This is a genomic window from Sphaerisporangium corydalis (assembly GCF_025506355.1).
Taxonomy (GTDB): Bacteria; Actinomycetota; Actinomycetes; order Streptosporangiales; family Streptosporangiaceae; genus Sphaerisporangium; species Sphaerisporangium corydalis.
Window position 1 is genome coordinate 43,512 of the sequence record NZ_JANZYP010000026.1, and the last position, 24,478, is coordinate 67,989.

Here is a 24,478-nt window from a genome sequence, read left to right on the forward strand (position 1 = left end):
CCGCCCCGCGCGGCGGGAACACTTCCGCCCGACGCGAACCGATACCCCTATTTCCGGATCGGACCACAAAGATGGGCACATGCGCCTGCCCAGCTGGTTCGCGGAGAGCGTCGCGCCCGTCTCCCCCGATCAAGAGCTCCGCGTCTCCACGCTCGAGCTGTTCTTCGACCTCGTCTTCGTCTTCGTGGTCACCCAGCTCACCACACTGCTGGTGGACGGGTTCGCCGACGGCGCCGAGGCGCACGGCAGCCCGGCCGAGGGCGCTTTGCGGGTCCTGCTGGTGTTCGGCGTCATCTGGTGGATGTACTCGGGGTACGCCTGGCTGACCAACGCGATCCCGCCGAGCCGTCCCGCCCGCCGGGTGCTCATCCTGCTGGGCATGGCCGGGTTCCTCATCATGGCGCTGGCCATCCCCACGGCCTTCGACGGCGGCGGCTGGGCCTTCGCGCTCGGCTACCTGATCATCGTGCTGGTCCACTCGGGGCTGTACTTCCAGGCCACCGCCTCGTTCGTCCGCGTGGTGCCGTTCAACCTGGCGGCCACGGCGCTGTTGTTCGCCGCCGGCCTGGTCGACGGCCCCCTGATCTACCTGCTGTGGGCGGTGGCCATGGTGCTGCTCTGGGGCAGCCCGTACTTCATCGGGCAGAAGGGCTTCTCGCTGCATCCGGCGCACATCGTCGAGCGGCACGGCCTGCTGGTGATCGTCGCGCTCGGCGAGTCGGTCGTGGCCATCGGCATCGGGGCGCACGGCCAGGTCGACCCCGGGCTGCTGCTCGCGGCCACCCTCGGGCTGGCCCTCGCGGCGTGCCTGTGGTGGAGCTACTTCGGCCGCGATGACGACGTGGCCGCCGAGCACGCCCTCCTGCGCGCCGAGGTGGTGCGCCGCACCCGGCTCATCCTCGGCGCCTACTTCTACGCCCACATACCGCTGCTGCTCGGGATCGTCGGCGTCGCGGCGGGGGTGAAGAAGGCGCTCGGCCACCCCCTCGACCACATGCACCTTGCCCCGGCCATCGCCCTGGCCCTCGGCGTCACGCTCTACCTGGCGGGCGACACGCTGTACCGCAGGGTCCTCGGCCTGACCGCGCGCCCCCTCCGCCTCGCGGTCGCCGTCCTGGCCCCCGTCACGATCGTGCTGGGCCTGTGGGCCGCCGTCGCCCAGCTCGCGGCCCTCGTCGTCCTGTTCGCCGCCGCCCTGGCGGCCGAGCACCGCCGGACCCAGGCCGTCCCCGCCGAAGGACAGGTGACGGCCTGAGCGGTCAGCGGCCCCTGGTGCTCTGCCGGATGGCGAGACGCGGTTCGAGCAGCGTCGAGTCGGGGACCGCGACACCCTCCAGCTTGGCCATCAGCAGCCGCACGGCCTGGTAGCCGACGTCGGCGGCCGGGATGAGCACCGACGTCAGCGGCGGGCTGGCCCGCTCGGCCACGTCGTCGGGGCAGATGGCCATCACCGACACGTCCTCGGGCACCCGCCTGCCCAGCACCCGCAGGGCGCCCAGCACGTGCCCGGTCGCCGCCTCGTTGTGCACGACCAGCCCCGACAGCCCCGGATGCCGCTCCAGCAGGTCCCTGACGGTCGCGCACACCTCGTCGAACCCCTCCTCGCAGGGCGAGGCGATCGTCGTCACACCGTGCGTCCTGCCCGCCTCGACGAAGCCCTCCATGGTCCGCTCGGCGTACCCGGTGCCGCGCTTGTAGACGACGTTCGGCGCGCCGAGCAGCGCGATCTCCCGGTGGCCGAGCGAGGCGAGGTGGTCGGCGCAGGCGGCGCCCGCGCGGGCGAAGTCGAGGTCCACGCAGGTCAGCCCGGAGGCGTCCGCGGGGAACCCGATCAGCACGCTCGGCTCCCCGAGCTCGCGCAGCAGCGGCACGCGCGGGTCGTGGATCTCCACGTCCATCAGCACCATGCCGTCCACCAGGGCGCTCGCGGCGACCCGGCGGAGCCCGTCCGGCCCCTCGTCGGCGGTCATCAGCAGCACATCGTGGTCGAACTGCCGCGCCGTGGTCACCACCGAGGTGGCGAACTGCATCAGGACGGGCAGGTGCATGCCCGCCCGCAGCGGCAGGACCAGCGCGATCACGTTCGACCGCTTGCTGGCGAGCGCACGCGCGCCCGCGTTCGGGTGGTAGCCGAGCGCGCGCACGCTGCGCATCACGCGCTGGCTGGTGGTCGCGGAGATCGCCCGCTTGCCGCTCAGCACGTACGACACGGTGCTCACCGCGACGCCCGCGTGCTTGGCGACGTCGGTGATGGTGACCGTTCTCAACGAGCGCCCCCCGTGACTCCGTGCGCGGCCTCCCGCGCGGGCGCCGTCTCCGGCGCGACCGGCACGGCGGCCACCGGCGTGAACTCCAGCCGGCTCACCGTGACCCCCGCGTTCTCGAAGACGACGTACAGATCATGCGTTCCGGCGGCGCCGGCGAGCGGGCAGCCGACGGTCACGAGATCGTACCGGTCCATCGACGGCGCCACCGAGACCGCGCCGACGACCGTGCCGAAGAGCGGGTCGCCGAGCCGCAGGGTCAGCACGCCGCCCTCGCTGCTGGCGACCGTCAGCGCGCACGACGCGGCGCCGTCCAGGAAGCCCACCTCCCGGAAGGCGATCCACCCGCCGGCGTCGGTCCCCCGGACCGCGTCGCCGGCCGCTCTCGCGGCGTCGCACAGCACGATTCCGTCGTACTCGTCGTTGTCGGCCGCGTCCAGAGGGCGGGCGTAGGGATCGCGGGCGGGGACGCGCTCGCCGGCCACCGTGAAGCGCGCGCTCAGCCGGATGTCGCGGGCCGACCGGCCCACCTGCACCTTGTGCGGCGCCTCCTCCACGACGAACCTGCCCCGTGTGACGTCCCAGAACGCCAGGTCCTCGATGTCCACGGCCATGGTCACCACCCGGCTCTCCCCGGGGGCGAGCCGCACGCGCTCGAAGCCCCTGAGCTGGCGCAACGGCTGCTTGACCCGCGAGCGCCGCTGGTGGGTGTAGAGCTGGACGACCTCGCTGCCCGGCCGCTCCCCGGTGTTGGCGACGGTGACCCGCACCGTCAGGACGTCGCCCGGCCCGGCGGTCGTGTGCGAGAGCGACAGGTCGGAGTAGGTGAACCGGGTGTAGCTGAGGCCGTGGCCGAAGGGGTACAGAGGGGTGCCCCGGTAGTACAGGTAGGTCGAGTCGGTGGCGATGATGTCGTAGTCGAACAGGTCGGGCAGCTCGCGCGCCGAGCGGTACCACGTCTGGGTCAGCCGGCCTCCGGGGTCCTCGTCGCCGAACAGCACCCCGGCGAGCGCGTGGCCGTACTCCTGGCCGCCGTGCGAGGACCACAGGATGGCGGGCACGTTGTCCTCGGCCCAGGTCACCGCGAACGGGTAGCCGCTGCTGATGACCAGCACGGTGGCGGGATTGGCCGCGTGCACGGCCCGCAGCAGCGCCTCCTGGGCCGGCGGCAGCCCGAGGCCGGTCCTGTCCTCGGTCTCCCTGCCGTTGACCAGCGGGTGGTCCCCGGCGACCACGATGGCGACGTCGGCGCCCGCGGCCAGCTCGGCGGCGGCCTGGGCGCCGCTCTCGACCAGCTCCATGGTCAGGACGGCCGCCGCGTCCGGGTCGCCGGTCAGCCGCAGCGTCCCGTCCACCAGCCCGACGTGGTGGCCGGTGGAGATGTGGCGCAGGACCACGGTCCCTCGGGGCCGCTCGTCCAGGCGGAAGGTCTGGCGCACCTCCCAGCCGTTCGGGCCGGGCTGGTCGTTCACCAGCACCCCGTCGTCGCCCGCGGTCACGTACCTGCCGTTGGCGACCGCACGCAGGGCGTACGCGCCGCCGCCCCAGTCGAACAGGTCGAACCACGTGAGCCTCGGATCGGGGGCGGCGCCCACCGCCAGGGGCGCGCCGCCGAAGTCCTGCCCGGCCGTCACCAGGCCGCCGGGCGCGTGCAGGGCGACCCGGTCGACGCCTTCATGGAACTCCGTCACGCACCGCTCGGCGAGCCCGGCGTGCGCCGTCACCGCGTACGGCAGGGTGCCGCTGTACCAGTCCTCCATGAGGGTGTCGGCGAGCGGCCCGATGACCGCGACCCGGGAGGGCTCGCCCAGCGGCAGGATGCCGTCGTTCTTCAGCAGCACGATCGACTGCGCGGCGGCCCGCCGCGCCAGCGCCTGGTGCTCGGGACGGTTGACGACCGCCTCGGTGATGTCGTCATAGGGCGTGCCGGGGTCGAACTCGCCGAGCCGGAAGCGGATCGCCAGCGCGTGGCGGGCGGCGGTGTCGACGTCGGCCTCGGTCAGCAGGCCGCGGTCCAGCGCGGTCCGCAGGTGGCGCAGCGTGTCCCCCGGCCGGTCGTCGTCCTGGGTGAAGCTGTCGAGCCCCGCCCTGACGGCGGCGGCGCAGGCCTCGGCGGGGTCGGCGTAGTAGGCCTGGGAGCCGGTCAGGTTCGCGGGCGCGTGGGCGTCGCTGACCACCAGCAGGTCCTCGTCGGTCCACGACCGCACGACGTCGTTGATCAGCGGGCTCAGCGTCGCGGGGCGGCCGTTGACCAGGTTGTAGGACGGCATCAGGGAGACGGCGGCGCCGGCCGCGATCGCCGGGCGGAACGCCTTCAGCTCGTACTCGTGCAGCACCCTGGGCGGCAGGTTGCTGGAGGTGACGCACCGGTCGGACTCGTTGTTGTACGCCAGGAAGTGCTTGAGCGTGGGCGCGGTCTTGAGCGTCGGGTGGTCGCCGCGCAGTCCCCTAGCGTAGGCGGTGCCCATCACGCCGGTCAGCCACGGGTCCTCGGAGTACCCCTCCTCGTTGCGCCCCCACCGGGGGTCGCGCAGCGGGTTCACCACGGGGGCCCAGACGTTGAGCCCGGCGGCCGCGGGGTCCTTGCGGTGGAACGCCACGACCTCGTCGCCGGTGGCCGCGCCGACGCTCCGCACCAGGTCGGGGTCCCAGGTGCTCGCCAGCCCGATCGCCTGGGGGAAGACGGTCGCGGGCCCGAGCCACGCCGGGCCGTGCAGGGCCTCGGTGCCGGTGCGGAAGGCGCCGATCCCGAGGCGGGGCACCGCCGCCTGGTACTGGTGCAGCAGGCCGAGCTTCTCCTCGACGGTGAGCCGGCCGAGCAGGTCGGCGATCCGGGCCGCGATCGGCCGGCCGGGGTCGCGGAAGGTGCCGGGCACCGGTTCGTTCATCTGGGAACCATCCTTCGCTCACCGGGGGGCGTATCGAAGCGCGTCGACGTCGAGCGTCTCTGGGCCGTCGAAGCGCTTCGACGCTTCTGACGTGCGAGAGGCTGTCGAAGCGCTTCGACGGTGTATACGAAGATTTCAGCGGTGTTACATCCGGGGTTCTCCAGAAGAGTGCCGCTTTGCGGGCCTCGGGTCAAGAGCCCTTTTCGTACCCGGTCAGCCGTGAGCGGGCAGCCGGCCGGAGTCGATCGAGTCGAGGAGCCGGGCCGCCGCGCCGAGGGCCGCGGCCCCGTATCCGAGCGCGGAGGCGACCAGCCGCGTGCCCCCCGAGTCCGGCGCGAAACTGCGGAGCGCGAGCTCGTCCTGGGCGGCGGGCAGCACCCACGGCGCGAGCGCGACGTAGTACCCGCCGAGGACGACGACCTCCGGGTTGAGCACGTTGGCGATGATCGCGACGCCTCTGCCCAGGTTCGCGCCGATGGCGGTGAGCGTGGCGAGCGTGGCGGCGTCCCCGCCCTCCGCGAGCCGTACGACCTCGTCGACCTCCGGCTCCAGCTCGGCGGGCGTGGCGTCCGGCGCGGTGTCCTTCAGTACGGCGCCGATGCCCGCGACGGCCTCAAGGCAGCCCCGGCGGCCACAGCGGCACTCCGGCCCCGAGGGGTCGATCTGGATGTGGCCGATCTCCCCCGCGAACCCCAGCCCGCCGCGGCGCAGCCGGCCGTCCAGGATGACGCCGGCCCCGACGCCGACCTCGCCGGTGAGGTAGACGAGGTTCTCGGCGCCGCCGTGCGCGCCGAAGCGGTGCTCGGCGAGCGCGGCGAGGTTCGCGTCATTGTCGACCAGGACCGGGAAGCCGGGGTCGCGCAGCGCCTTGGCCAGGTCGCCGGCGAGGTCGACGTCGCGCCAGCCGAGGTTCGGCGCGATGCGCACCGAGCCGTCCACGTCGACCAGGCCGGGCACCGCGACGGTGATGCCGAGGACCTGGCGGGCCTCCTTGCCCATGCGGTTCAGCACGCGGCGGGCGAGCGCGGCCACGGCGGCGACCGCCTGGTTGGGCGTCGCGGTCGCGCCGGGGAAGGAGCGGCGCCACGACAGCAGCTCGGTGCCCGCGAGGTCGACGGCCACGGCGGTGAGGTAGTCGACGTTCACCTCGAGGCCGATCGCGGCGTAGGGGGAGCCGTCGAGGACCAGCATCGTCGCGGGCCGGCCGACGCGGTTCTCGGTGAGCCCGGTCTCGCGCAGCATGCGGCGGTCGATGAGGTCGGCGACCAGGCTCGACACCGTCGCCTTGTTCAGGCCGGTGGAGGCCGCGATGTCCGCGCGCGAGCACGGCGCGTTCTCCCGGACGAAGCGCAGGACGACCGCGAGGTTGGTGGCCCTGACGTCGGCGAAGTCCGCCGGTTGAGGGCCGGTGTGCGTGTTGATCAAAATCAGCCCCGTTCCCGCTGAACCCCGGTGGGCTCATCATGCCGCATCGCCGAGCAGGTGGTCATGCCTCGCCCTCTGCGCTCCCTCGTCACGCGTGCCGTCACCGGCCCACGTCATCAATCTGTGACCGCAACCCGGGCGAACGCCGCCGGGCCTCCCTTGTGGCGCCGGTCACCCTCGACTAATTTGTTTGGTCGAAAGACGAACTAACTCTACCCCGGAGCCCGCCTCTCCCGACACCCTTGACGACCGCACCGCAGAACCCGAACGAAGGAACGTGCCGTGAGACAACCTGACCACAGTCCCACGCCCGCCGCCCGCCCCGGCCAGGGGAGCGCGTCATGACCGCGCCGCCCGCCGCACTCCCCCGCGAAGGGACCGCGCCGTGAGCGGCGGCCCGGACCTCACGGCCGCCGCGCCCGGCCCCGGCCGCCGGGGATTCCTCCGGCTGGCCGGCCTCGGCGCCGCCGCGCTCGCCGGAGGCGGCCTGCTGGGCGCGTGCGCCCCCCCGGCCGGGCGCAAGCCCGGCAGCGGAGGCGCCACCGCCGCCGCGGCCGACAAGCTGAAGTCGCTCACCCCGTCCTACCTGCCGTTCAAGGCCGTCACGCCCGACATCCCCGGCACCGTCTCCACCCTGCCCGGGGTGCCCGACGTCGGCGGCGGCTTCCTGAAATATCCGGCGAACCTCGCCGACGGGATCACGGGTCCGGCCGGCAAGGGCGGCGCCTACAAGGCCATGACCCCCCTGTGGGGCCCGCCGCCGCCCGGCCTGGCCGACAACGCCTACTTCCAGGCGTGCAACGCCGACATCGGCGCGACCATCGAGTTCCAGATCGCCGACGGCAACACCTACGCCGACAAGGCGACCGCCCGGCTCGCGGCCGGCGACATCCCCGAGATCATGGTCATCCCCCAGTGGGAGATCGAGAAGATGGCGGACTTCAACCTCGCCGTCGACAAGGCCTTCGAGGACCTCACCCCCTACCTTCAGGGTGACAAGGTCAAGGCCTTCCCGATGCTGGCCAACCTGCCCAGCGCGGCCTGGGCGTTCTCGGTGTTCAACGGCAAGCTGATGGCGGTGCCGTTCCCCACCGAGCCGTACCCGTTCGCCCTGCTCTACCGCAAGGACATCTTCGACGCCAACAGCGGCTGGGCGCTGCCCACGACCGCCGACGAGCTGTACGAGCTGGGCAAGACGATCACCGACCCGAAGGCCAAGCGCTGGGCGTTCGGCGACATCCACGAGATGGTGTGGCCCATCTTCAAGGTCCCGCAGGAGTGGCGGTACGAGGGCGGCAAGCTCGTCTTCAAGTACGAGACGCCCGAGTGGGAACAGATGATCATCTTCATGCGGAAGCTGTTCGCGGAGAAACTGATCCACCCGAGCGTCGTCAGCAGCAAGGGCGCCAACGAGAAGGACCTCTTCGCCTCCGGTCAGATCATCTTCTACCGCGACGGCCTCGGGGCCTGGAAGGAGCTCCTGCAGCAGCACCGCGGCAGGAACCCGGACTTCGCGATCGGGGCCGTCCCCCTGTTCTCCAGCGACGGCAGCACGCCGATCATGTACCACAACAGCCCGGCGGGGATCTTCACCTTCGTCAAGAAGGGCCTCGGCGCCGCGAAGATGCAGGAGATCCTCGGCATCCTCAACTGGTGCGCCGCGCCGTTCGGCACCAAGGAGTACGAGCTCGCGACCTACGGCGTCGAGGGCAAGCACTTCACCCGCGACACCGACGGCGTGCCGCAGTTCACCGAGCTCGGGCGCAAGGAGGCGCAGCCCAGCTACGTGTTCCTCGGCGGCCGGCCCATCGTGGCCGACTACGTCATGTTCCCCGACGCCGTCAAGGGCAACCTGGAGTGGCAGAACGCCAGCTTCCCCCACATCCAGAAGACCCCGCTGGACGGCATCCGGCACCAGCGGCCCTCCCGGATGTCCGGCCTGCAGATCCCCACCGAGGACAAGTTCACCGACGTCATGCGGGGGCGCCGTCCGGTGAGCGACATCAAGCAGATCGCCGCGGAGTGGCGGCAGGACGGCGGCGACGAGGCCCGCGACTTCTACATGAAGGTCCTGCGGGACAACGGCCGTGCCTAGAGTCGCGCGCCGAGGCGTCGCGGAGCCCCCGGGAACCGGGCGGCCCGCGTGCTGAGAAGGGACGCGGGAACCGGCCCGGCGGGTGACCTGACCTCACCCGCCGGGACCGGCACCCCCAACAATGTCCGCAAGAGGACCTCCAAGGCAAGCCGGACCACCGGAAACATGACCGGAAGGCGGGCGATTGCTGCCCCAAAGCCGTTCCGCACCCGCCTGAGGCGCGACTGGCCCCTTCTGCTGATGACGCTGCCGGCGGCCGGTCTGCTGCTGGTCTTCCACTACGTCCCCCTGCTCGGGAACGTCATCGCCTTCCAGGACTACTCGCCGTACGTCGGGATCAAGGACAGCCCGTTCATCGGCCTGGCCAACTTCCAGTGGCTCCTGCAGGACCAGAGCTTCTGGGACGCGACGCTCAACACCCTGGGCATCACGACCTTCCAGCTCATCTTCTACTTCCCGATCCCGATCGTCCTGGCGATCCTGCTGGACAGCGTCGTGCGCCCCCGGCTGCGGCTGATGATCCAGGCCGTCGTCTACATGCCGCACTTCTTCTCGTGGGTGCTGGTCGTGACGCTGTTCCAGCAGATGCTGGGCGGGGCCGGGCTGATCTCGCAGATCCTGCGCGACCACGGCCGCCAGGGCATCGACCTGATGACCGACCCCGGCACGTTCCTGCTGCTGGTGACCGGCGAGTCGGTCTGGAAGGACGCGGGATGGGGGACGATCATCTTCCTGGCCGCGCTGGCGGCGATCGACCAGAACCTGTACGAGGCGTCGGCGGTCGACGGCGCCGGCCGGTGGCGGCGGATGTGGCACATCACCCTGCCCGGCCTGCGCCCGGTGATCATCCTGCTGCTGATCCTGCGCCTGGGCGACGCGCTCAACGTGGGCTTCGAGCAGTTCTTCCTCCAGCGCGACGCGGTGGGCAGGGAAGCGGCCGAGGTGCTGGACACCTTCGTGTACTGGCGGACGCTGACCACCGGCGAGTGGAGCTACGGCGCGGCGGCCGGCCTGGTCAAGGGCCTGGTCGGGCTGCTGCTCATTTTGGTCGCCAACAAGGTGGCCCACCGGTTCGGCGAGCAGGGGATCTACCGGCGATCATGACGACCTCACGCGATCCCGACGGGACGGCAGGAGCGACGATGACGGCACCGTGCGACGGCCCGGGGCGGCGGCCATGACCGCGTTCACGTCCCGGCCGGTCTGGGACGAGCGGCCGAGCCTGGCCGGACGGCTGGTCAAGGGCACCGTCCTGACGCTCATCGTGGTGAGCGTCGTGTTCCCCATCTACATGGTCGTGCTCACCAGCCTGTCCACCCAGGACACCGTCACCCGGGCCGGCGGGCTCGTCTCGGTGCCGGGTGAGCTGTCGATCGGCGCCTACCAGGAGCTGTTCGCCGGCGGGGTGGTGACCAGGGCCGTCCTGGTCAGCCTCGGCGTCACGACCGTGGGCACGGCCATCAGCCTGGTCACGACGGTGCTGGCCGCGTACGGGCTGTCGCGGCCCGGGTCGCTGTTCCACCGGCCGCTGCTGTTCATGGTCCTGCTGACGTTCCTGTTCGGGCCCGGCATCATCCCGAACTACCTGCTGGTCAGCTCGCTCGGGCTCATCGACAGCTACTGGTCGCTGATCCTGCCCTCCGCGGTCACGGCGTTCAACCTGGTGGTCATGCGGGCGTTCTTCATGAACATCCCCGGCGAGGTGACCGACAGCGCGCGCATCGACGGCGCCGGGGACTTCCGCATCCTGTGGCGGATCGTGCTGCCCATGTCCAAGGGCGTCGTGGCGGTGATCGGCCTGTTCTACGCGGTCGGCTACTGGAACGCGTTCTTCAACGCGGTCCTGTACCTGAACGACAACGCCAAGTGGCCACTGCAGGTCGTCCTGCGGCAGTACGTGCTGCAGGGGCAGTCGCTGGTCACCGGGCAGACCAGCGCCACCATCGCCGGGGAGGCGCTGCCGCCCAGCCTGGCCATCCAGATGTCCATCGTCGTGGTCGCGCTGGTCCCCGTCCTGTTCATCTACCCGTTCGTGCAGCGCCACCTGACCAAGGGAGTGATCATCGGCGCGGTCAAGGGCTGAGCGGGCATGATGAGGGGCCGCCGGTGGGCGGCTCACGGGCCGGGCCGGCGGGCGAGGTCAGTGGGCGGCGGCCCCGACGCGGTCGACGAGCTGGGAGACGCCCTTCTCCCTGGCGCAGTGGGCGCAGCAGTACCAGTGGCCGTTCGCCTCGACGCCGTGGCCGATGATCCGGCACGCGCAGTGCTCGCACGAGGGTGCCATGGCCTGGATCGCGCACTCGAAGCTGTCGAACGTGTGCACGCCCCCACCGGTGGCATGCACTTCAAAGCTCATATCGTAATCATTGCCGCATACTTCGCATTCAGCCATGATCTTCCTTCCCGGTCTGCTTTCTACCGGGTTACCCAGGAAGGGTGGGAGGGGACTCCCCGCCAGGGGTTCCCAGACGCACAATTGATGCTCTCCGTACGCGTTTGTTAAGAAGACGGGCGGTCGCGCGGCCACGGCCTTCTGGCCCGCCGCACCCGGGACCGGGCGCGGCGGGGCCAGGCGGCCGCGGGGTCAGTGGCCGAACGTGCCGCGCCGGACGCCGCCGAGGAACGCCCGCCACTCGCCCGGCGAGAGCACCAGCGAGGGACCCTGGCGGTGCTTGGAGTCGCGGAGCGCGACGACCCCGGGCAGGTTGGTCGCGACCTCGACGCACTCGCCGCCGTCGCTCCCGGACCGGCTGGACTTACGCCACAGCGCGCCGCTCAGGTCCACTTCTGCTTCACCACTTCCTCGATCATCTTGCACGAAAGGTGCTGGGGGTAGGCGTCGGCGCGGATGGCGTCGAAGCAGCCGATCAGCTCCGCGATCGTGCCCCTGTCGGCCACCGTTCGCCCCCACGGCTGGGACTCCACTCGCACCGTATACGGATTCCCCCGCATCTCGGCAATGGTGAAGGCCCCGCTCAGCCCGGACAGCGCCTCGGCGCCGTAGGGGACGATCTGGACCGTCACCTTGGGGCGCCTGGCCATCTCCAGGAGGTGCTCCATCTGCTCGCGCATCACCGCGGGCCCGCCGATCGGACGGTGCAGGACCCCTTCGTCGATCAAGGTCGTCACCGTCGGCGGGTTGTCGCGGGACAGGATCGCCTTGCGCTGCATCCGCCCCCTGACCCGTTCCTCCACCTGCTCGGGGCTGGTGCCCGGCAGGCGCGAGAGCACCTGCCGGGCGAAGTCCTCGGTCTGTAAGAGGCCGGGCACCAGCAGCGGGGCCCAGAACCGCAGGGCGGTGGCGCGCTGCTCCTCCACCGCCCAGTCACGGAAGTGTGCCGGGACGGGGGGCGGCGGCGGCCAGACCTCGGCGTAGAGGCGCGCCATCACGCCGTCCAGCCCGAAGACCTGGTCGCACAGCTCGGCGAAGCGCTCCGACGGCCGGAACTTGGACGTCTCGACCATGGCGACGGCGCTGGTGGAGAAACCGATGCGCCGGGCGAGCTGCTTCTGGGTGAGCTCCGCCGCCAGACGGTGGCGGCGGAGCTCGTAGGCGAACCGAGCACGCGGCGACTCGTCGGGGTCGATGTCGATCATTTTGGTCATGAGGTCCCCTCGCGACACCTGGCCAGACCTGACTCACTGACGTCAGAACAACTCCGGAGTCATTCCGTAGTCAATTCGCTACCAAGCGTAATGCCCCGCATCAAGCCTTGGGGCAAGAAATCATGACTCCAGGCACGCGTCGGGAAGACCGATCCACCCCAGCACCTCACCCCGCCCCGGGTGACGGCCTCATCCGGCACGACGGCGGGAACGGCGCCCGCCTCGTGCGAGGCGTGGCGCCGTTCCGCCGGCGGGCCGGGACGGGCTACCTGGTCAGGGCGAAGTCCCTGACGCGGACGTCGCCGGTGAAGACGAGGTAGACGTCGTGCACGCCGCCGGTCCTGGCCAGCGGGGCGGTCACCGTCACATAGGAGCGGACGTCCCCGGTCGCCGGCACCGTGGCGGTGCCGAGGAGCCGTCCGGCCGGCGAGCCGAGACGGACCTCGATGCGCCCGGCCGCCGTCGCGGCGACCCCGGCCCGCAGGCCGGTGGCGCCCCGGCCGAGGTCGGCCCCCGCGAACGAGATCCAGTCACCGGTCGCGGTCCCGCCGACGGCGTCGCCGGAGGCCTTGGTCTCGTCGACGAGCTCGACGCCCTGGTAGTCGTCGAAGCCGGCGGCGCGGGTGACCCGGAACAGGTCCCGGGCGGGGATCGTCTCCCCCTGGACCTCCAGCGTCGCGCGCCGGCGCACGTCGTCGGAGGAGCCGCCCACCATCACGTCGTGCGCGGACCGCTCGACGACCCACCGGCCGCGGGTGACGTCCCACAGCGCCAGGTCGGCGGCCCTGAACGACAGCGTGACCGTCTTGCTCTGCCCGGCGGCGAGATGGACCCGCCGGAACGCGCGGAGCTGCTTCTCCGGCTGGACGGCCCGCGAGGACCGCTGGTGGGTGTAGAGCTGGACGACCTCGTCACCGGCGACCCGGCCGGTATTGGTCACCTTGACGCTCGCCTCGACCCTCCCGTCCGGCCGTACCGGGCCGGCGGCCAGCCGCAGGTCCTGGTATCCGAAGGTCGTGTAGCTCAGGCCGTGGCCGAACGGGTAGAGCGGCCTGGCCGTGGAGTACAGGTAGGTCGCGCGGGTCTTCACGATGTCGTAGTCGAGGTTGTCCGGCAGATCGGCCGCCGACCGCGGCCAGGTCTGCGTCAGGCGGCCGGCCGGGTTGGCGTCGCCGAAGAGCACGTCGGCAAGGGCGTGCCCGGTCTCGGCGCCGGCGTGCGTGGTCCACAGGATCGCCGGGACGTTGGCCTGCTCCCATCCGATGGTCGCCGGGTAGCTGTTCTCCAGCACCACCACCGTGCGCGGATTGGCCTTCCGCACCGCCTTGACCAGGGCCTCCTGGCCCTCGGCGAGGTTCATGTCCGTGCGGTCGTGGTCCTCGCGGCCGTTGATGAACGGCATGCTGCCGACCACGACCACCGCCACGTCCGCGCCCTTGGCCGCCGCGACGGCCGCGTCCACGCCGCTCGCCACGGTCTCCTTGGCGAACCTGGCGGCCTGGTCGGCCGTGGTGAGGACCAGGGTGCCGTCCGCGTCCGCCTTGAGGTACTTGTTCGGGCCGAACCAGTCGTAGGCGGTCTCGTACCCGGCGTACCGCAGGAGCTGGGTGCCGTCGGGCTGAGGCTCCAGCTTGAACTGCTGCTGGACGAACCACCCGTTGGGCTGGTCCTGGTCGTTGACGAAGTTCGACCAGTTGTAGCCGACGTACTTGCCGTTGGCGGCGCTGCGCAGGGTCAGGATGCCCTGGCCCCAGTCGAAGGCGTCGAACCTCTCGGTGTCGCCGGCCGTCGTCGCGCCCTCCTTGAGCACCGCGCCCGTGCCGGTACCCGCGGTCACGTACCTGCCGGTGGCCACGTCCTTGAGCGCGATGCGGTCCGCCCCCTCGGTGTCGGTGACCGTGCCACCAGGGCCGAGCCGCTCCTTGATCCCCTCCAGCGGGGTGACGCGGTAGGGCATCTCGCCGGAGTACCAGTCGGTGTACAGGGTCTTCTCAAGCGGGCCGATGACCGCGACCTTCCTGGCCGAGGCGCCGAGGGGCAGGGTGGCGCCCGCGTTCTTCAGCAGCACCATGGCCTCGGCGGCGGTCTGGCGGTTGAGGCTCCGGTGCTGCGGGGTGTCGATCGCCTCCTTGCCGATCCCGCCGTACGGGCCGCCGCCCGGGTCGAACTCGCCGAGCCGGAAGCGGACGGCGAGGATGTGCCGGACGGCGGTGTCGACGTCGGACTTCTTGAGCAGGCCCTGGGCCAGGGCCGTGGTGATGGCCGTCGTGGTCGGGCCCGCGTCGGTGTTGTCGGTCGTGTAGCTGTCGATGCCGGCCTTGAGCGCGGCGGCGTCGGCCTCGGCGAGGGCCGGGTAGTAGGCCTGCGAGCCGGTCAGGTTGTTCGGCGCGCCCGCGTCGGTGACGTTGAGCAGCGCCCGGGAGGTCCACGACCGCGCCACGTCGTTCAGGTCGGGGTTGACCGTGGCCGGGCGCCCGTTGACCAGGTTGTAGGAGGCCATGACCCCGGTGGCGGCGTCGGCCGCGATGGCCGGCCTGAACGCGGCCTGGTCGTACTCCTGCTCCACGCGGGGCCGCAGGCTGGAGGAGGTGGTGTCCCTGCGCACCTCGTTGTTGTTGGCGAGGTAGTGCTTGAGCGTGGGGGCGGCCCTGAGGTGGTCGGGGTCGTCGCCCTCGATGCCCGAGCCGTAGGCGACGGAGATCGCGCCGGTGAGGGCCGGGTCCTCGGAGTAGCCCTCCTCGTTGCGGCCCCAGCGCGGGTCGCGCAGCAGGTTCACGACCGGCGCCCACAGGTTCAGGCCCCAGACCCTCGGGTTCACGGCGTTGAAGCCCCTGGCCTCGTTTCCGACGGCCGCGCCGACCCGCTTGACCAGCTCGGTGTCCCAGGTGCTCGCCAGGCCCACCGCCTGCGGGAAGACGGTGCCCTTGGCCGTGACGACGTTGCCGCCGTCGTCGATGTTCGTCGACCAGGCGACCCCGTGCAGCGCCTCGGTGCCGGTCTTGAACAGGCCGATGCCGAGGCGCGGGATGGCGGGCTGGTACTGGTGGAGCAGGGAGATCTTCTCGGTGAGGGTGAGCCGTCCTATGAGGTCGTCGATCCGGGTGTTCAACGGCAGGGCGGGGTCGCGGAACGGAAGGTCTGCGGCCGCTCTGGCGGGGACCGCCAGCAACGTGATGAGCAGGCCGAAGACGGCCGCGAGCCATAACGGTCGTCGCAGGGACATTGCGCCTCCAGGTCAGGTGGGTGACGCGGTTCTCGTTCGATCAGGTGAGGTCGGGGGGTGCCGGCGGGGTCACTTGACGGCGCCCACCGTGACCCCCCGGGTCAGCGTCCGCTGGAAGATCAGGAAGAACGCGACGGCCGGCACGATGCCGAGCAGGGCCGACGCGCTGGACAGGGTGGCGTCCATCATCTTGTCCCCCTGCAGCACCCCCAGCGAGACGGGGACGGTCTGGTTGTCGTTGGAGATCAGGAAGATCAACGGCAGGAAGAACTCGTTCCAGGTCCAGATGAAGAAGAAGATCATCATGACGCTGAGCGTGGGGCGGCTGATCGGCACGACGATCCGCCACAGCACCCGCCAGCGGCCGGCGCCGTCCATGGCCGCCGCCTCGATGATCTCCCTCGGGAACTCGCCCAGCACGGCCGACAGCAGGTACGTGCCGAACGCGCTCTGCACGACGGTGAAGATGATGATCACCGCGAGCCGGGTGTCGTAGAGTCCCGTCGCCTTGGACAGGTAGTACAGCGGGTAGGCCAGCGCCTCCTGCGGGAGCGTGTTCGCCATTAGGAAGACCACGAGGATCCACAGCCGGCCCCGCACCCGGCCGACGCCGAGGGCGTAGGCGTTCAGCACCGACAGGACCACGGCGAGCACGGCGACCGACGCGCTGATCACGAAGCTGTTGAGCAGCTTGCGGCCGAAGTCGACCCGGTTCCAGAACTCCACCAGGCCGTCGAGGTAGAAGCCGCGCGGCAGGCTGAGCGGGCCGTTGGAGGAGTACTCCGCGGGACTCTTGAGCGCGTTGAGCGTGACGATGGCGAAGGGCAGGAGCATCACCACGGCCAGGACGACGAGCGCGGCGAGGACCGCCCACCGGCCGGGCCCCGGGCCGGTCACGTGGCCGCGCGCGCGCCTGGCCCGCCGGGCCTCCTCCCGCCGCAGCGACAGGGAGGTCATCACGCACGCTCCTGGACGCGCAGGAACAGGAAGGTCACGATCACGATGACGAGCGCGAGCACGGTGGCGATGGCCGAGCCGTAGCCGACGTTGGCCTTCTCGAAGAAGTTCTGGTAGCTGAAGTAGGACGGCACGATCGTCGCCTTGCCCGGCCCGCCCCGCGTCAGCACGAAGATCGGGCCGAAGACCTTGAGCGCGGCGATGGTGCAGGTCAGCAGCACCACGCTGATCTCGGGCCTGATCTGCGGCACGGTGATGTGCCAGAACCGCCGCCACCACGACGCGCCGTCGATCTCCGCGGCCTCGTACAGGGCGGGGTCGACCCGTTGCAGCCCGGCCATGAAGATGACGACCGGGTAGCCGAGCTGGAACCAGACCATGATCGCCATGACCGACGCCAGCGCGAAGTCGGGGTCGCCGAGCCAGTTCTCCGCGAGCGCGCCGAGCCCGACGGCTTCGAGCGCCTCGTTGAGCGCGCCGTAGGAGGGGTGCAGCATCCAGCCCCACACCACGCCCGCGACCGCCACCGGCAGCACCTGCGGCAGGTAGTACGCGGCCCGCAGCGCGCTGGCCGTGCGGGTGCCGAACCGCTTGCCGATGTAGTCGAACAACGCGGACGCGAGCACCAGGCCGATCAGGGTCGGCAGGATCGCCATCGCGACGATCAGCGCGACGTTGTGCTGGAACGACGCCCAGAAGGTCGCGTCGGCGAACAGCCGACGGTAGTTGTCGAGCCCGGTCCACCTGGGCGTGCCGACCCCGCTCCACCTGGTGAAGCTCGTCCCGATGTTCATCAGGAACGGCACGATGACGACCGCGAACAGGAGCACCGCGCTGGGTACCAGGTAGACCCAGTACCCCGGGCTCCTCCGGAAGCGGCGGACCGGCTCGGGCGCCCGGGTCCTCGCCGGCCTCGTCGCCGGAGCGTGAACTGCCATCAGTGAACCGGCGGGAGCCACACCGCGCGGCGTGGCCCCTGCCGTCCCTCCTCTACGCGCATGGTGCGGTCAGTTGCCGATGTCGGCGAGGTTGTCGTTGTACGGCTGCGCCAGGTCGTCCAGGACCTTGTCCGGGGCCTTGCTGCCGTTGATGAGCTCCTGGACGCCGGACACCAGCACGTCGTAGTAGCCGGGGGCGGGCCAGTCGGGGTAGAACGCCAGGCCGTCCTGCGCGGAGAGCTTGTTGAAGTTCTCGATCAGTTCCTTGTTCTTCTCGTCGGTGATGGCGGCGGGGTCGGCCGCGACCGGGACGCCGCCCGCGTTGCCGAGCTCGTTCTGGATGTCCTTGCTCATCGTGATGTCGATGAAGTCGTAGGCGAGGTCCTTGTTCTTGGACTTCTCCGGGACGACCCACAGGTTGCCGCTGGATCCGGCGCTCATCTGGTTCCCGGGCCACAGGAACGTCCCCCACTTGAACTTCTTGACGTCGGAGCCGAACCGGCCGTACAGCCAGCTCCCCGACACCAGGACCGGGAACTTGCCGGAGATGAACCCGACGATCATGTCCTCGGCCTTCAGCCCGGCCGAGTCCTTCGCGACGTACCCCTTCTTCACCCAGTCGGCGAAGGCGGTGGCGCCGTAGGTCAGCTCGGGCCCGTGGAAGTCGACCTTGCCCTTGTAGAGCTGGTAGGCGTCCACCCACGGCCGCTGCGCCTTGCTGAGCGCGAGCTGGTACATGATCTGCTGGGCGGGGTACTCGGCGCCGCCGGTGGAGACGGGGGTGACGCCCGCCTTCACGAACTTGTCCATGGCGGCCGTGAACTCTTCGTAGGTGGCGGGCACCTCGATGCCCTGCTTGGCGAAGGCGTCCTTGTTGTAATAGACCATGACGTACTCGGCGTAGTTCGGCACGCCGAACCACTTGCCCGAGCCCATCACCCCCCGCTCGTCGTACCTGGCCGTGGTCTGCAGGCTGGGGCTGAGCAGCTTGTCCCAGCCGCGCTTGGCCGCCTCCTCGCTGAGGTCGGTGAGCAGCCCCTGCTTGGACAGCAGTCCCGCGGTCGCGTTGCCCTTGTTGTACTCCATGATGTCGGGGGCCTGGTCGGACCCGAGCACCATCCCGGCCGTCTTCTGGATCTGCTCGAAGCCTTTCTCCTCGAACTTCACCGTGACGTTCGGGTGGCTCGCCTCGAACTTCTTGATCGCGTCGGCCCAGGCGACGCCCATCGCGCTGGTCTTGCCCTCGTAGTGCCAGAGGGTCAGCGTCCTCGCCTCGGGCGAGCCGCCCCCCGCGCTCGGGGCCGGGGAGCCGGACGAGCCACAGGCGGCCAGTGTCAGCGCCGCCGCGACGAACGCGGCGGCGATCCCTTTTTTGGACATGGTGTTTCTCCAGTTGGTGCTAGTCGATGACGACCGTGGAAGGGGCGCCGGCGACGGGAGCGATGTCGACGTCGGTGATCTGCTTGGGCCCGGTGACGCGGACGTGGAGCACGTCGCCGTCCCGGGTGGCGGTGACCGTCGTGTCACCGTCCACGTCCCTGACGGTGGTCCGGCTCTCCGCTCCGGGCTCGGCGCCGTAGCTGACGACGGTGACCTCGGCGAACGGTTCGCCGCCGACCGTGTCGCCCACCTCGGTCACCGGGATCAGCGCCCCCTTGCGGACGAACAGGGGGATCTGGCCGAGCGGCTTGGTGACCGCGAGGTAGCGGCCGCCGGTGTGGACCTCGTGGGTCCAGTGGTCGACCCACTCCCCGGCGGGCAGGTAGACCTGCCGGGTCCCCTCGGGCGAGGTCATGGGGGCGACGAGCAGGTCGGGCCCGAGGAGGTACTCCAGGTCGGCCTGCCAGGCCACCGGGTCGTCCGGGAAGTCCACGCACAGCGCGCGCATCATCGGGGCGCCGGTGCGGGCCGCCTCGACCGCCGCCGAGTAGATGTAGGGCATGAGCCGGTAGCGCAGCCGGATCGCCTCGACCGCCAGGTGCTCCACCTCGGGGAACTCCCACGGCTCGCGCGAGGTGGTGCCGTGGAAGCGCACGAGCGGCGACAGCACGCCGAACTGCGCCCACCGCACGTAGAGGTCGTCGGACGGGGTGCCGGTGAAGCCGCCCGCGTCGTGGCTCCAGAACGGGATCCCCGACAGCCCGTGCGACAGCCCGCCCCGCAGGGTGCTGCCCATGGCGGCGTAGGAGGTGTAGGTGTCGCCGCCCCACTGGGCGGCGTGCCGCTGGCCGCCGAGGAACGACGAGCGCGCCCAGACCATGCCGTGCCCGTTCACCTCGCGGGTCACCTCGGAGACCGCGTCGTTGAACAGCAGGGAGTACACGTTGTGCAGCTCGGTGCCGGTCATCCCGTTGGCGGCCACCGCGTCCACCGGCACGCCCTCGGCGAAGTCGGTCTTGAAGACCGAGACGCCCTGGCGGAGCAGGGGTCGCAGCAGGCCCTTGTACCACTCGACGGCCGCCGGGTCGGTCAGGTCCACGATCCCGCAGGCGGGGTAGGAGCCGTGCCAGGAGTCGGCGACGTAGGCCGCGCCGGCGGCGTCCCGCAGCAGGTACCCGCTGGCCGCCGCCTCGGCGAAGACCGGGCTGAGGTGGGAGATGTAGGGGTTCATCCACAGGCAGGTCTGGAAGCCCTGCTCCTTGAGCGTGGCCAGCATCCCCTCGGGGTCGGGGAAGCTCTCGGGGTCCCACCGCAGGTCGGACCAGTGGCCGGTCACCTGCCAGTAGCAGTCCAGGTGCAGGACGTCGCAGGGGATGCCCCGGTCGCGGATCTTCCTGGCCCGCGCCAGCACCCGCTCCTGGGTGTCCTTGAAGAAGCCCGAGGAGATCCAGCTCCCGAAGGCCCACTTCGGCGGCAGCACGGGGGCGCCGGTGAGCAGGTCGTACCGCGCGAGGATCCCGGGCACGTCCGGCCCGGCGATCACGTAGTAGTCGATCAGGTCGTCCGGGACGACGATCTCGACGCAACTGTGCGTCGAGCGGCACATGTCGAACTCCACCGGCATGCCACTGTCCACCAGCAGACCGTAGCCCCGGCTGGACACATAGAATGGAACGTTCTTATACGAACGATCGGATTCAGCGCCAAAAGCATCAAAGTTCCACATCAGCGGGCGCTGGCCGCGCTTGTCGAGCGGGGTGAACTTCTCGCCGAAACCGCCGAAGTGCTCGTCCGGCTGGGCCACCAGGCTCTCCTGGTAGGCCACTGTCACGCCGCCCGCGTGGGAGCGCCCGAAGGGCAGGGTGCGCAACCGGCCGCTGATGTCGACGTGGCCCGGGTCCTGCTCGGTCAGCATGCGGCCGGCGGCGTCGGTGAAGCGCAGGTGCCACGGATCGAGGGTGATCTCCGCGCGCAGGGCGCCCGCGTCCACGACGACCAGCGCGTCACCGGTACGCACCCGCGCGCCGGCGTACTCGCCGGGGTGGACCATCTCGATGACCCGCGCGGAGCGGGTGCGCGCCTCGGGGTCCTCGCCCAGCCGCACGCGGATCACGCCCTCGCCGGCCACGGTCACCTGGACGACCAGGACCTCCTCGGCGGTGGTCGACCCCTTGAAGGTCACGCCCTGCCCGTCGGCGGCCATCAGCTCGGCACGCGCGAGGGCCGAGAGACCCTGCTCACCCTGCGCGCGCACCGGCAGCTCCGGCGGGTCCGCGCTGAAGTACTCGTGCGCGATCAGAGGGGGACGGTACGGCATCGCGGCGCTCCTGTACGGCACTCGGGAAGGACTCGCGAATTAGTTTGCCGACTATACGAACAAACGTCAACGCCATCCCGGCCGCGCCGCCGTACCGTTGACATCGCCGTGGCCGCTACTTAGTTTGGCTACCGTACGAATTCCGTGCCGCCCGGCGGGCCGGCGGGACGAGCGGGGAACGCGGCGTGAGATGGCCGGAAGGGCTGGACGGGCTGTGCTACGGGGGCGACTACAACCCCGAGCAGTGGCCGGAGGAGGTCTGGCACGAGGACGTCGCGCTCATGCGCGAGGCCGGGGTCACCCTGGTCACGGTCGGCGTCTTCTCCTGGGCGAGCCTGGAACCCGCGCCCGGCCGCCTCACCTTCGACCGGCTCGACCGCGTGCTCGGCCTGCTGGACGCGGGCGGCGTCCGGGTCGCCCTGGCCACCCCCACCGCCTCACCCCCGCCGTGGTTCGGCCTCGCCCACCCCGACGCGCTGCCCGTGTCCGCCGACGGCACCCGCCTGACGCACGGCAGCCGCGACACCTACTGCGTGTGCGCCCCGGCGTACCAGGAGGCGTCGGCGCGGATCGTACGGGCGCTCGCCGAGCGCTACCGCGACCACCCCGCCCTGGCCATGTGGCACGTCCACAACGAGTACGGCACCTGGTGCCACTGCGACCACGCGGCGGCGGCGTTCCGCGCCTGGCTGCGGGCGCGGCACGGCTCACTGGACGCGCTCAACGACGCGTGGACCACCGCGTTCTGGGGCCAGGGCTACGGCGCGTGGGAGGAGGTCATGCCGCCCCGCGCCACGCAGTACCTCCCGAACCCCTCGCAGGCGCTCGACTTCCGCCGGTTCCTGTCGGACGCCACACTCGGCCACTTCCGCGCCCAGAAGGCGATCCTGCGCGAGCTGACCCCCGGCGTGCCGGTGACCACGAACCTCGCCTACGGGGACTGGGTCCCGGTGAACCCCTGGGAATGGGCGGGCGAGGTCGACCTGATCGCCGTCGACCACTATCCGCCGGACCGCGAGCACGCGGCCGAGCACGTCGCGTTCGCCGCCGACCTGGCCAGGGGGTGGGCCGGCGGGCGGCCGTGGCTGCTGATGGAACAGGCGGCCGGCATCGTCTACACCGGCCCCCGGATGCTGCCCAAACGGCCCGGCGAGATCGCCCTGCACAGCGTCCAGCACGTGGCCCGGGGGTCGCGCGGGGCGATGTTCTTCCAGTGGCGGGCCTCCCGGGGCGGCTCCGAGCTGTGGCACGGCGGGATGGTGCCGCACGCGGGGCCCGGCGGCCGGGTCTTCCGCGAGATCCGCGACCTCGGCCGCCTGCTCCCCCGCCTCGCCGAGGTGCCCGGCGAGGCCCGGGTCGTGGCCGGGGTGGCGATCCTGTGGGACCCGGAATGCTGGTGGGCGCTGTCCGCGCCCGCGTTCCCCTCGTCCGAGGTGTCGTATCTGGAGGAGGTACGGCAGGCGCACCGGGTGCTGTGGCGCGGCGGCGTCACCACCGACTTCGCGCGCCCGTCCGGCGACCTCTCCGCCTACCGGGCGGTGCTGGTCCCGAGCCTCTACCTGATCTCCGACGCCGACGCCGGGAACCTCGCCGCGTACGTCGAGCGGGGCGGGACGCTGGTCGTCTCGTTCTTCAGCGGCGTCGCCGACGAGCACGCGCGGGTGCGGCTCGGCGGGTACCCGGGCGCGCTCCGCGACCTCCTCGGCATCCGCGTCGAGGAGTTCCTCCCCCTGGACGCCCCCGCGCCGATCCTTTTGGACTTCGCGCTGGACGACGCTCTGGACGTCGCCGTCCCCGACTCGGCCGCTGTCGCCGTCGCGAGCGGGACCGGTACCGGTTCGGGGGCCGACGGGCGTACGGGCGGGGGGCGTGGCCTGGTGGAGGGGACGCTCTGGAGTGAGCGCGTCGAGGCGCTCGGGGCGACGGTGCTCGCGCGCTACGAGAGAGGCGTCCTGGACGGCCTGCCCGCCGTCACCCGGCACCGGCACGGCGCGGGCCAGGCGTTCTACCTGTCCACCCACCTGGACGACGCCGCCTATGCCACCGTCCTGTCCCGCACGGGCGCCCTGCCGTCCTCGGACGTTCTGGCGGGCGGCGATGCCGAGCCCGGCGCAGGTGGCCTGGCCGGTGGCGGCGCGCTTGTGCCCGCCGGGCTGGAGCTGGTATGGCGCGGCGAGGAGGGGGCGGGCTGGCTGTTCGCCCTCAACCACACGGCCGCCGAGCAGACCGTGACGGTCAGCGGCACGGACCTGGTCACCGGCCTGCCGACCGGCGGCGCCCTGCGACTGGCCCCCGGCGGCTTCGCCGTGATCCGCGCCCACGTCGCCGGTGCGACCGCAGGCCCCGCCCGGCGTTCCGGTGACGAGGCGTCGCGGAGTGCAACCGCCTGACAAGAGGACGTCAAGCGGCCGGAGCCATAGTCTCCTCAGGAACTCGATCCTCGACCGGAGGAGACAGCGATGAGACGCATCAGGATCGCCCGGCCCCGCGCGGGCCGCCGGACAGGCACGGCATTCTCCCTGGACCTGCGCTCCCCCTCGGGTCGCACGCTCCCGTTCTAGATCTTTACAAGGGTCTTACGCCTTCATCTGTAGACATCTCACGTAACGAAATCATCACGCCGGGGGGCTCGATGAAAAGGCTGACGGCGGTACCGGAGTTCGTTCCACGCCACAAAGTGCGCGACATCCGGTCGGGGCGGCGCCGGAAGCCCGCCCACGACGCCTCCGTGCCCATCGTGGTCAACCTGCAGGCGTACGCGGGGCGCAACGTCATCCGCTTCCCCCGCTCGGGCCCGACGCCCGCCGCCTGAACCGCCCGGCGGGCCCGCCGATCAGTGGCGGCCGCTCGGGCCGACGCCTGAGCCGTTCCGAGGGCACGCCGATCAGTGGTGCAGGTCGTACAGGCGCTGGAAGTGCGCGTCGAGGTCGTCGGCGAGCTTGGGGACCAGCCGGATCAGCTCCTTGCGGTCCTCCTCGGGCCAGTTGCGCAGCGCCGCGTCGAACCAGGCGCCGGTCACCCCTCGGCACCGGTCCGCCGCGTCCTCACCGATCGGAGTGAGGCGGATCAGGCTCGCGCGCCTGTCGTGCGGGTCGGCGACCCGTTCCACGTAGCCTCGGCGTTCCAGGACCGCGACGTGCCTGGTCACGTGAGGGCTCTCGACCTGGAGCTCGTCGGCGATCGCGCCGATCCGCCGGGGCTCCCCCGCCACGCGCAGCGAGCCGAGGATCTTCTCGGCGGGCCGCTCGATCTGGACCCCCGCCTCCTGGGTCAGCATGTCGTGCGTCCTCGCCCGCCCGAGCGCCCGTATGAGACGCGAGAGCGCCATGACCACGTCGTCAAGAGCCTCGGGCATGGACCCACCTCGCTTGCTTACCTAACTTAG

18 protein-coding genes are annotated in these 24,478 nt (G+C 71.3%); 6 read left to right on the top strand and 12 right to left on the bottom strand.

Going from position 1 to position 24,478, the window contains the following annotated elements:
- Positions 1-79: 79 nt before the first annotated feature.
- Entirely contained in the window at positions 80-1,255 is a 1,176-nt protein-coding gene (locus NYZ98_RS19270) for a low temperature requirement protein A (protein ID WP_262844204.1), read from the top strand.
- A gap of 4 nt (positions 1,256-1,259) precedes the next feature.
- On the opposite strand, the gene NYZ98_RS19275 is transcribed toward NYZ98_RS19270, so the two are convergent.
- The 3 genes from NYZ98_RS19275 to NYZ98_RS19285 all read right to left on the bottom strand — a co-directional run bounded on the left by NYZ98_RS19275 (position 1,260) and on the right by NYZ98_RS19285 (position 6,577).
- Positions 1,260-2,267 (bottom strand): LacI family DNA-binding transcriptional regulator, encoded by a 1,008-nt coding sequence (locus NYZ98_RS19275; RefSeq protein ID WP_262844205.1) that lies wholly within the window; start codon positions 2,265-2,267, stop codon positions 1,260-1,262.
- Positions 2,264-5,152: a glycoside hydrolase family 3 protein gene (locus NYZ98_RS19280; protein ID WP_262844206.1), complete on the bottom strand. Its 2,889-nt coding sequence runs from the start codon at positions 5,150-5,152 to the stop codon at positions 2,264-2,266. The genes NYZ98_RS19275 and NYZ98_RS19280 overlap by 4 nt, the downstream gene beginning before the upstream one ends.
- Before the next feature lie 213 nt (positions 5,153-5,365).
- The gene (locus tag NYZ98_RS19285) at positions 5,366-6,577 is read right to left on the bottom strand and encodes an ROK family transcriptional regulator (RefSeq protein WP_262844207.1); all 1,212 of its coding nucleotides are present in this window, start codon (positions 6,575-6,577) and stop codon (positions 5,366-5,368) included.
- 385 nt (positions 6,578-6,962) lie between these two features.
- On the opposite strand from NYZ98_RS19285, the gene NYZ98_RS19290 reads away from it, so the two are divergent.
- From NYZ98_RS19290 to NYZ98_RS19300, 3 genes are all read left to right on the top strand, one after another.
- A complete protein-coding gene (locus NYZ98_RS19290) occupies positions 6,963-8,672 on the top strand; it encodes an extracellular solute-binding protein (RefSeq protein WP_262844208.1) in 1,710 nt (569 codons plus the stop codon).
- A gap of 165 nt (positions 8,673-8,837) precedes the next feature.
- Positions 8,838-9,776: an ABC transporter permease gene (locus NYZ98_RS19295; protein WP_262844209.1), complete on the top strand. Its 939-nt coding sequence runs from the start codon at positions 8,838-8,840 to the stop codon at positions 9,774-9,776.
- Positions 9,777-9,849: 73 nt separating this feature from the next.
- A complete protein-coding gene (locus NYZ98_RS19300) occupies positions 9,850-10,755 on the top strand; it encodes a carbohydrate ABC transporter permease (protein ID WP_262844210.1) in 906 nt (301 codons plus the stop codon).
- Positions 10,756-10,812: 57 nt separating this feature from the next.
- On the opposite strand, the gene NYZ98_RS19305 is transcribed toward NYZ98_RS19300, so the two are convergent.
- The 8 genes from NYZ98_RS19305 to NYZ98_RS19340 all read right to left on the bottom strand — a co-directional run bounded on the left by NYZ98_RS19305 (position 10,813) and on the right by NYZ98_RS19340 (position 21,093).
- Complete coding sequence (locus tag NYZ98_RS19305) at positions 10,813-11,064, bottom strand: hypothetical protein (protein ID WP_262844211.1); 252 nt, start codon at positions 11,062-11,064, stop codon at positions 10,813-10,815.
- Between the two features lie 192 nt (positions 11,065-11,256).
- Positions 11,257-11,457, bottom strand: a complete 201-nt coding sequence (locus tag NYZ98_RS19310; protein WP_262844212.1) for a DUF397 domain-containing protein — start codon at positions 11,455-11,457, stop codon at positions 11,257-11,259.
- The gene (locus NYZ98_RS19315) at positions 11,448-12,278 is read right to left on the bottom strand and encodes a helix-turn-helix domain-containing protein (RefSeq protein ID WP_262844213.1); all 831 of its coding nucleotides are present in this window, start codon (positions 12,276-12,278) and stop codon (positions 11,448-11,450) included. Before NYZ98_RS19315 ends, NYZ98_RS19310 begins: the two co-directional genes overlap by 10 nt.
- A gap of 265 nt (positions 12,279-12,543) precedes the next feature.
- Entirely contained in the window at positions 12,544-15,501 is a 2,958-nt protein-coding gene (locus tag NYZ98_RS19320; RefSeq protein WP_262844214.1) for a glycoside hydrolase family 3 protein, read from the bottom strand.
- Positions 15,502-15,570: 69 nt separating this feature from the next.
- Positions 15,571-16,458: a carbohydrate ABC transporter permease gene (locus NYZ98_RS19325; protein ID WP_262844252.1), complete on the bottom strand. Its 888-nt coding sequence runs from the start codon at positions 16,456-16,458 to the stop codon at positions 15,571-15,573.
- A complete protein-coding gene (locus NYZ98_RS19330) occupies positions 16,458-17,396 on the bottom strand; it encodes a carbohydrate ABC transporter permease (protein ID WP_262844215.1) in 939 nt (312 codons plus the stop codon). The genes NYZ98_RS19325 and NYZ98_RS19330 overlap by 1 nt, the downstream gene beginning before the upstream one ends.
- A gap of 69 nt (positions 17,397-17,465) precedes the next feature.
- Positions 17,466-18,776: an ABC transporter substrate-binding protein gene (locus NYZ98_RS19335; RefSeq protein WP_262844216.1), complete on the bottom strand. Its 1,311-nt coding sequence runs from the start codon at positions 18,774-18,776 to the stop codon at positions 17,466-17,468.
- Between the two features lie 19 nt (positions 18,777-18,795).
- Positions 18,796-21,093: a TIM-barrel domain-containing protein gene (locus tag NYZ98_RS19340; protein ID WP_262844217.1), complete on the bottom strand. Its 2,298-nt coding sequence runs from the start codon at positions 21,091-21,093 to the stop codon at positions 18,796-18,798.
- Between the two features lie 185 nt (positions 21,094-21,278).
- Here NYZ98_RS19340 and NYZ98_RS19345 point away from each other — a divergent pair, with 185 nt between their 5' ends.
- The gene (locus NYZ98_RS19345) at positions 21,279-23,483 is read left to right on the top strand and encodes a beta-galactosidase (protein ID WP_262844218.1); all 2,205 of its coding nucleotides are present in this window, start codon (positions 21,279-21,281) and stop codon (positions 23,481-23,483) included.
- A gap of 242 nt (positions 23,484-23,725) precedes the next feature.
- A complete protein-coding gene (locus NYZ98_RS19350) occupies positions 23,726-23,905 on the top strand; it encodes a hypothetical protein (RefSeq protein WP_262844219.1) in 180 nt (59 codons plus the stop codon).
- Positions 23,906-23,977: 72 nt separating this feature from the next.
- Here the strand turns inward: NYZ98_RS19350 and NYZ98_RS19355 are convergent, their stop codons facing one another.
- Complete coding sequence (locus tag NYZ98_RS19355) at positions 23,978-24,448, bottom strand: MarR family winged helix-turn-helix transcriptional regulator (RefSeq protein WP_262844220.1); 471 nt, start codon at positions 24,446-24,448, stop codon at positions 23,978-23,980.
- Positions 24,449-24,478 lie beyond the last annotated feature (30 nt).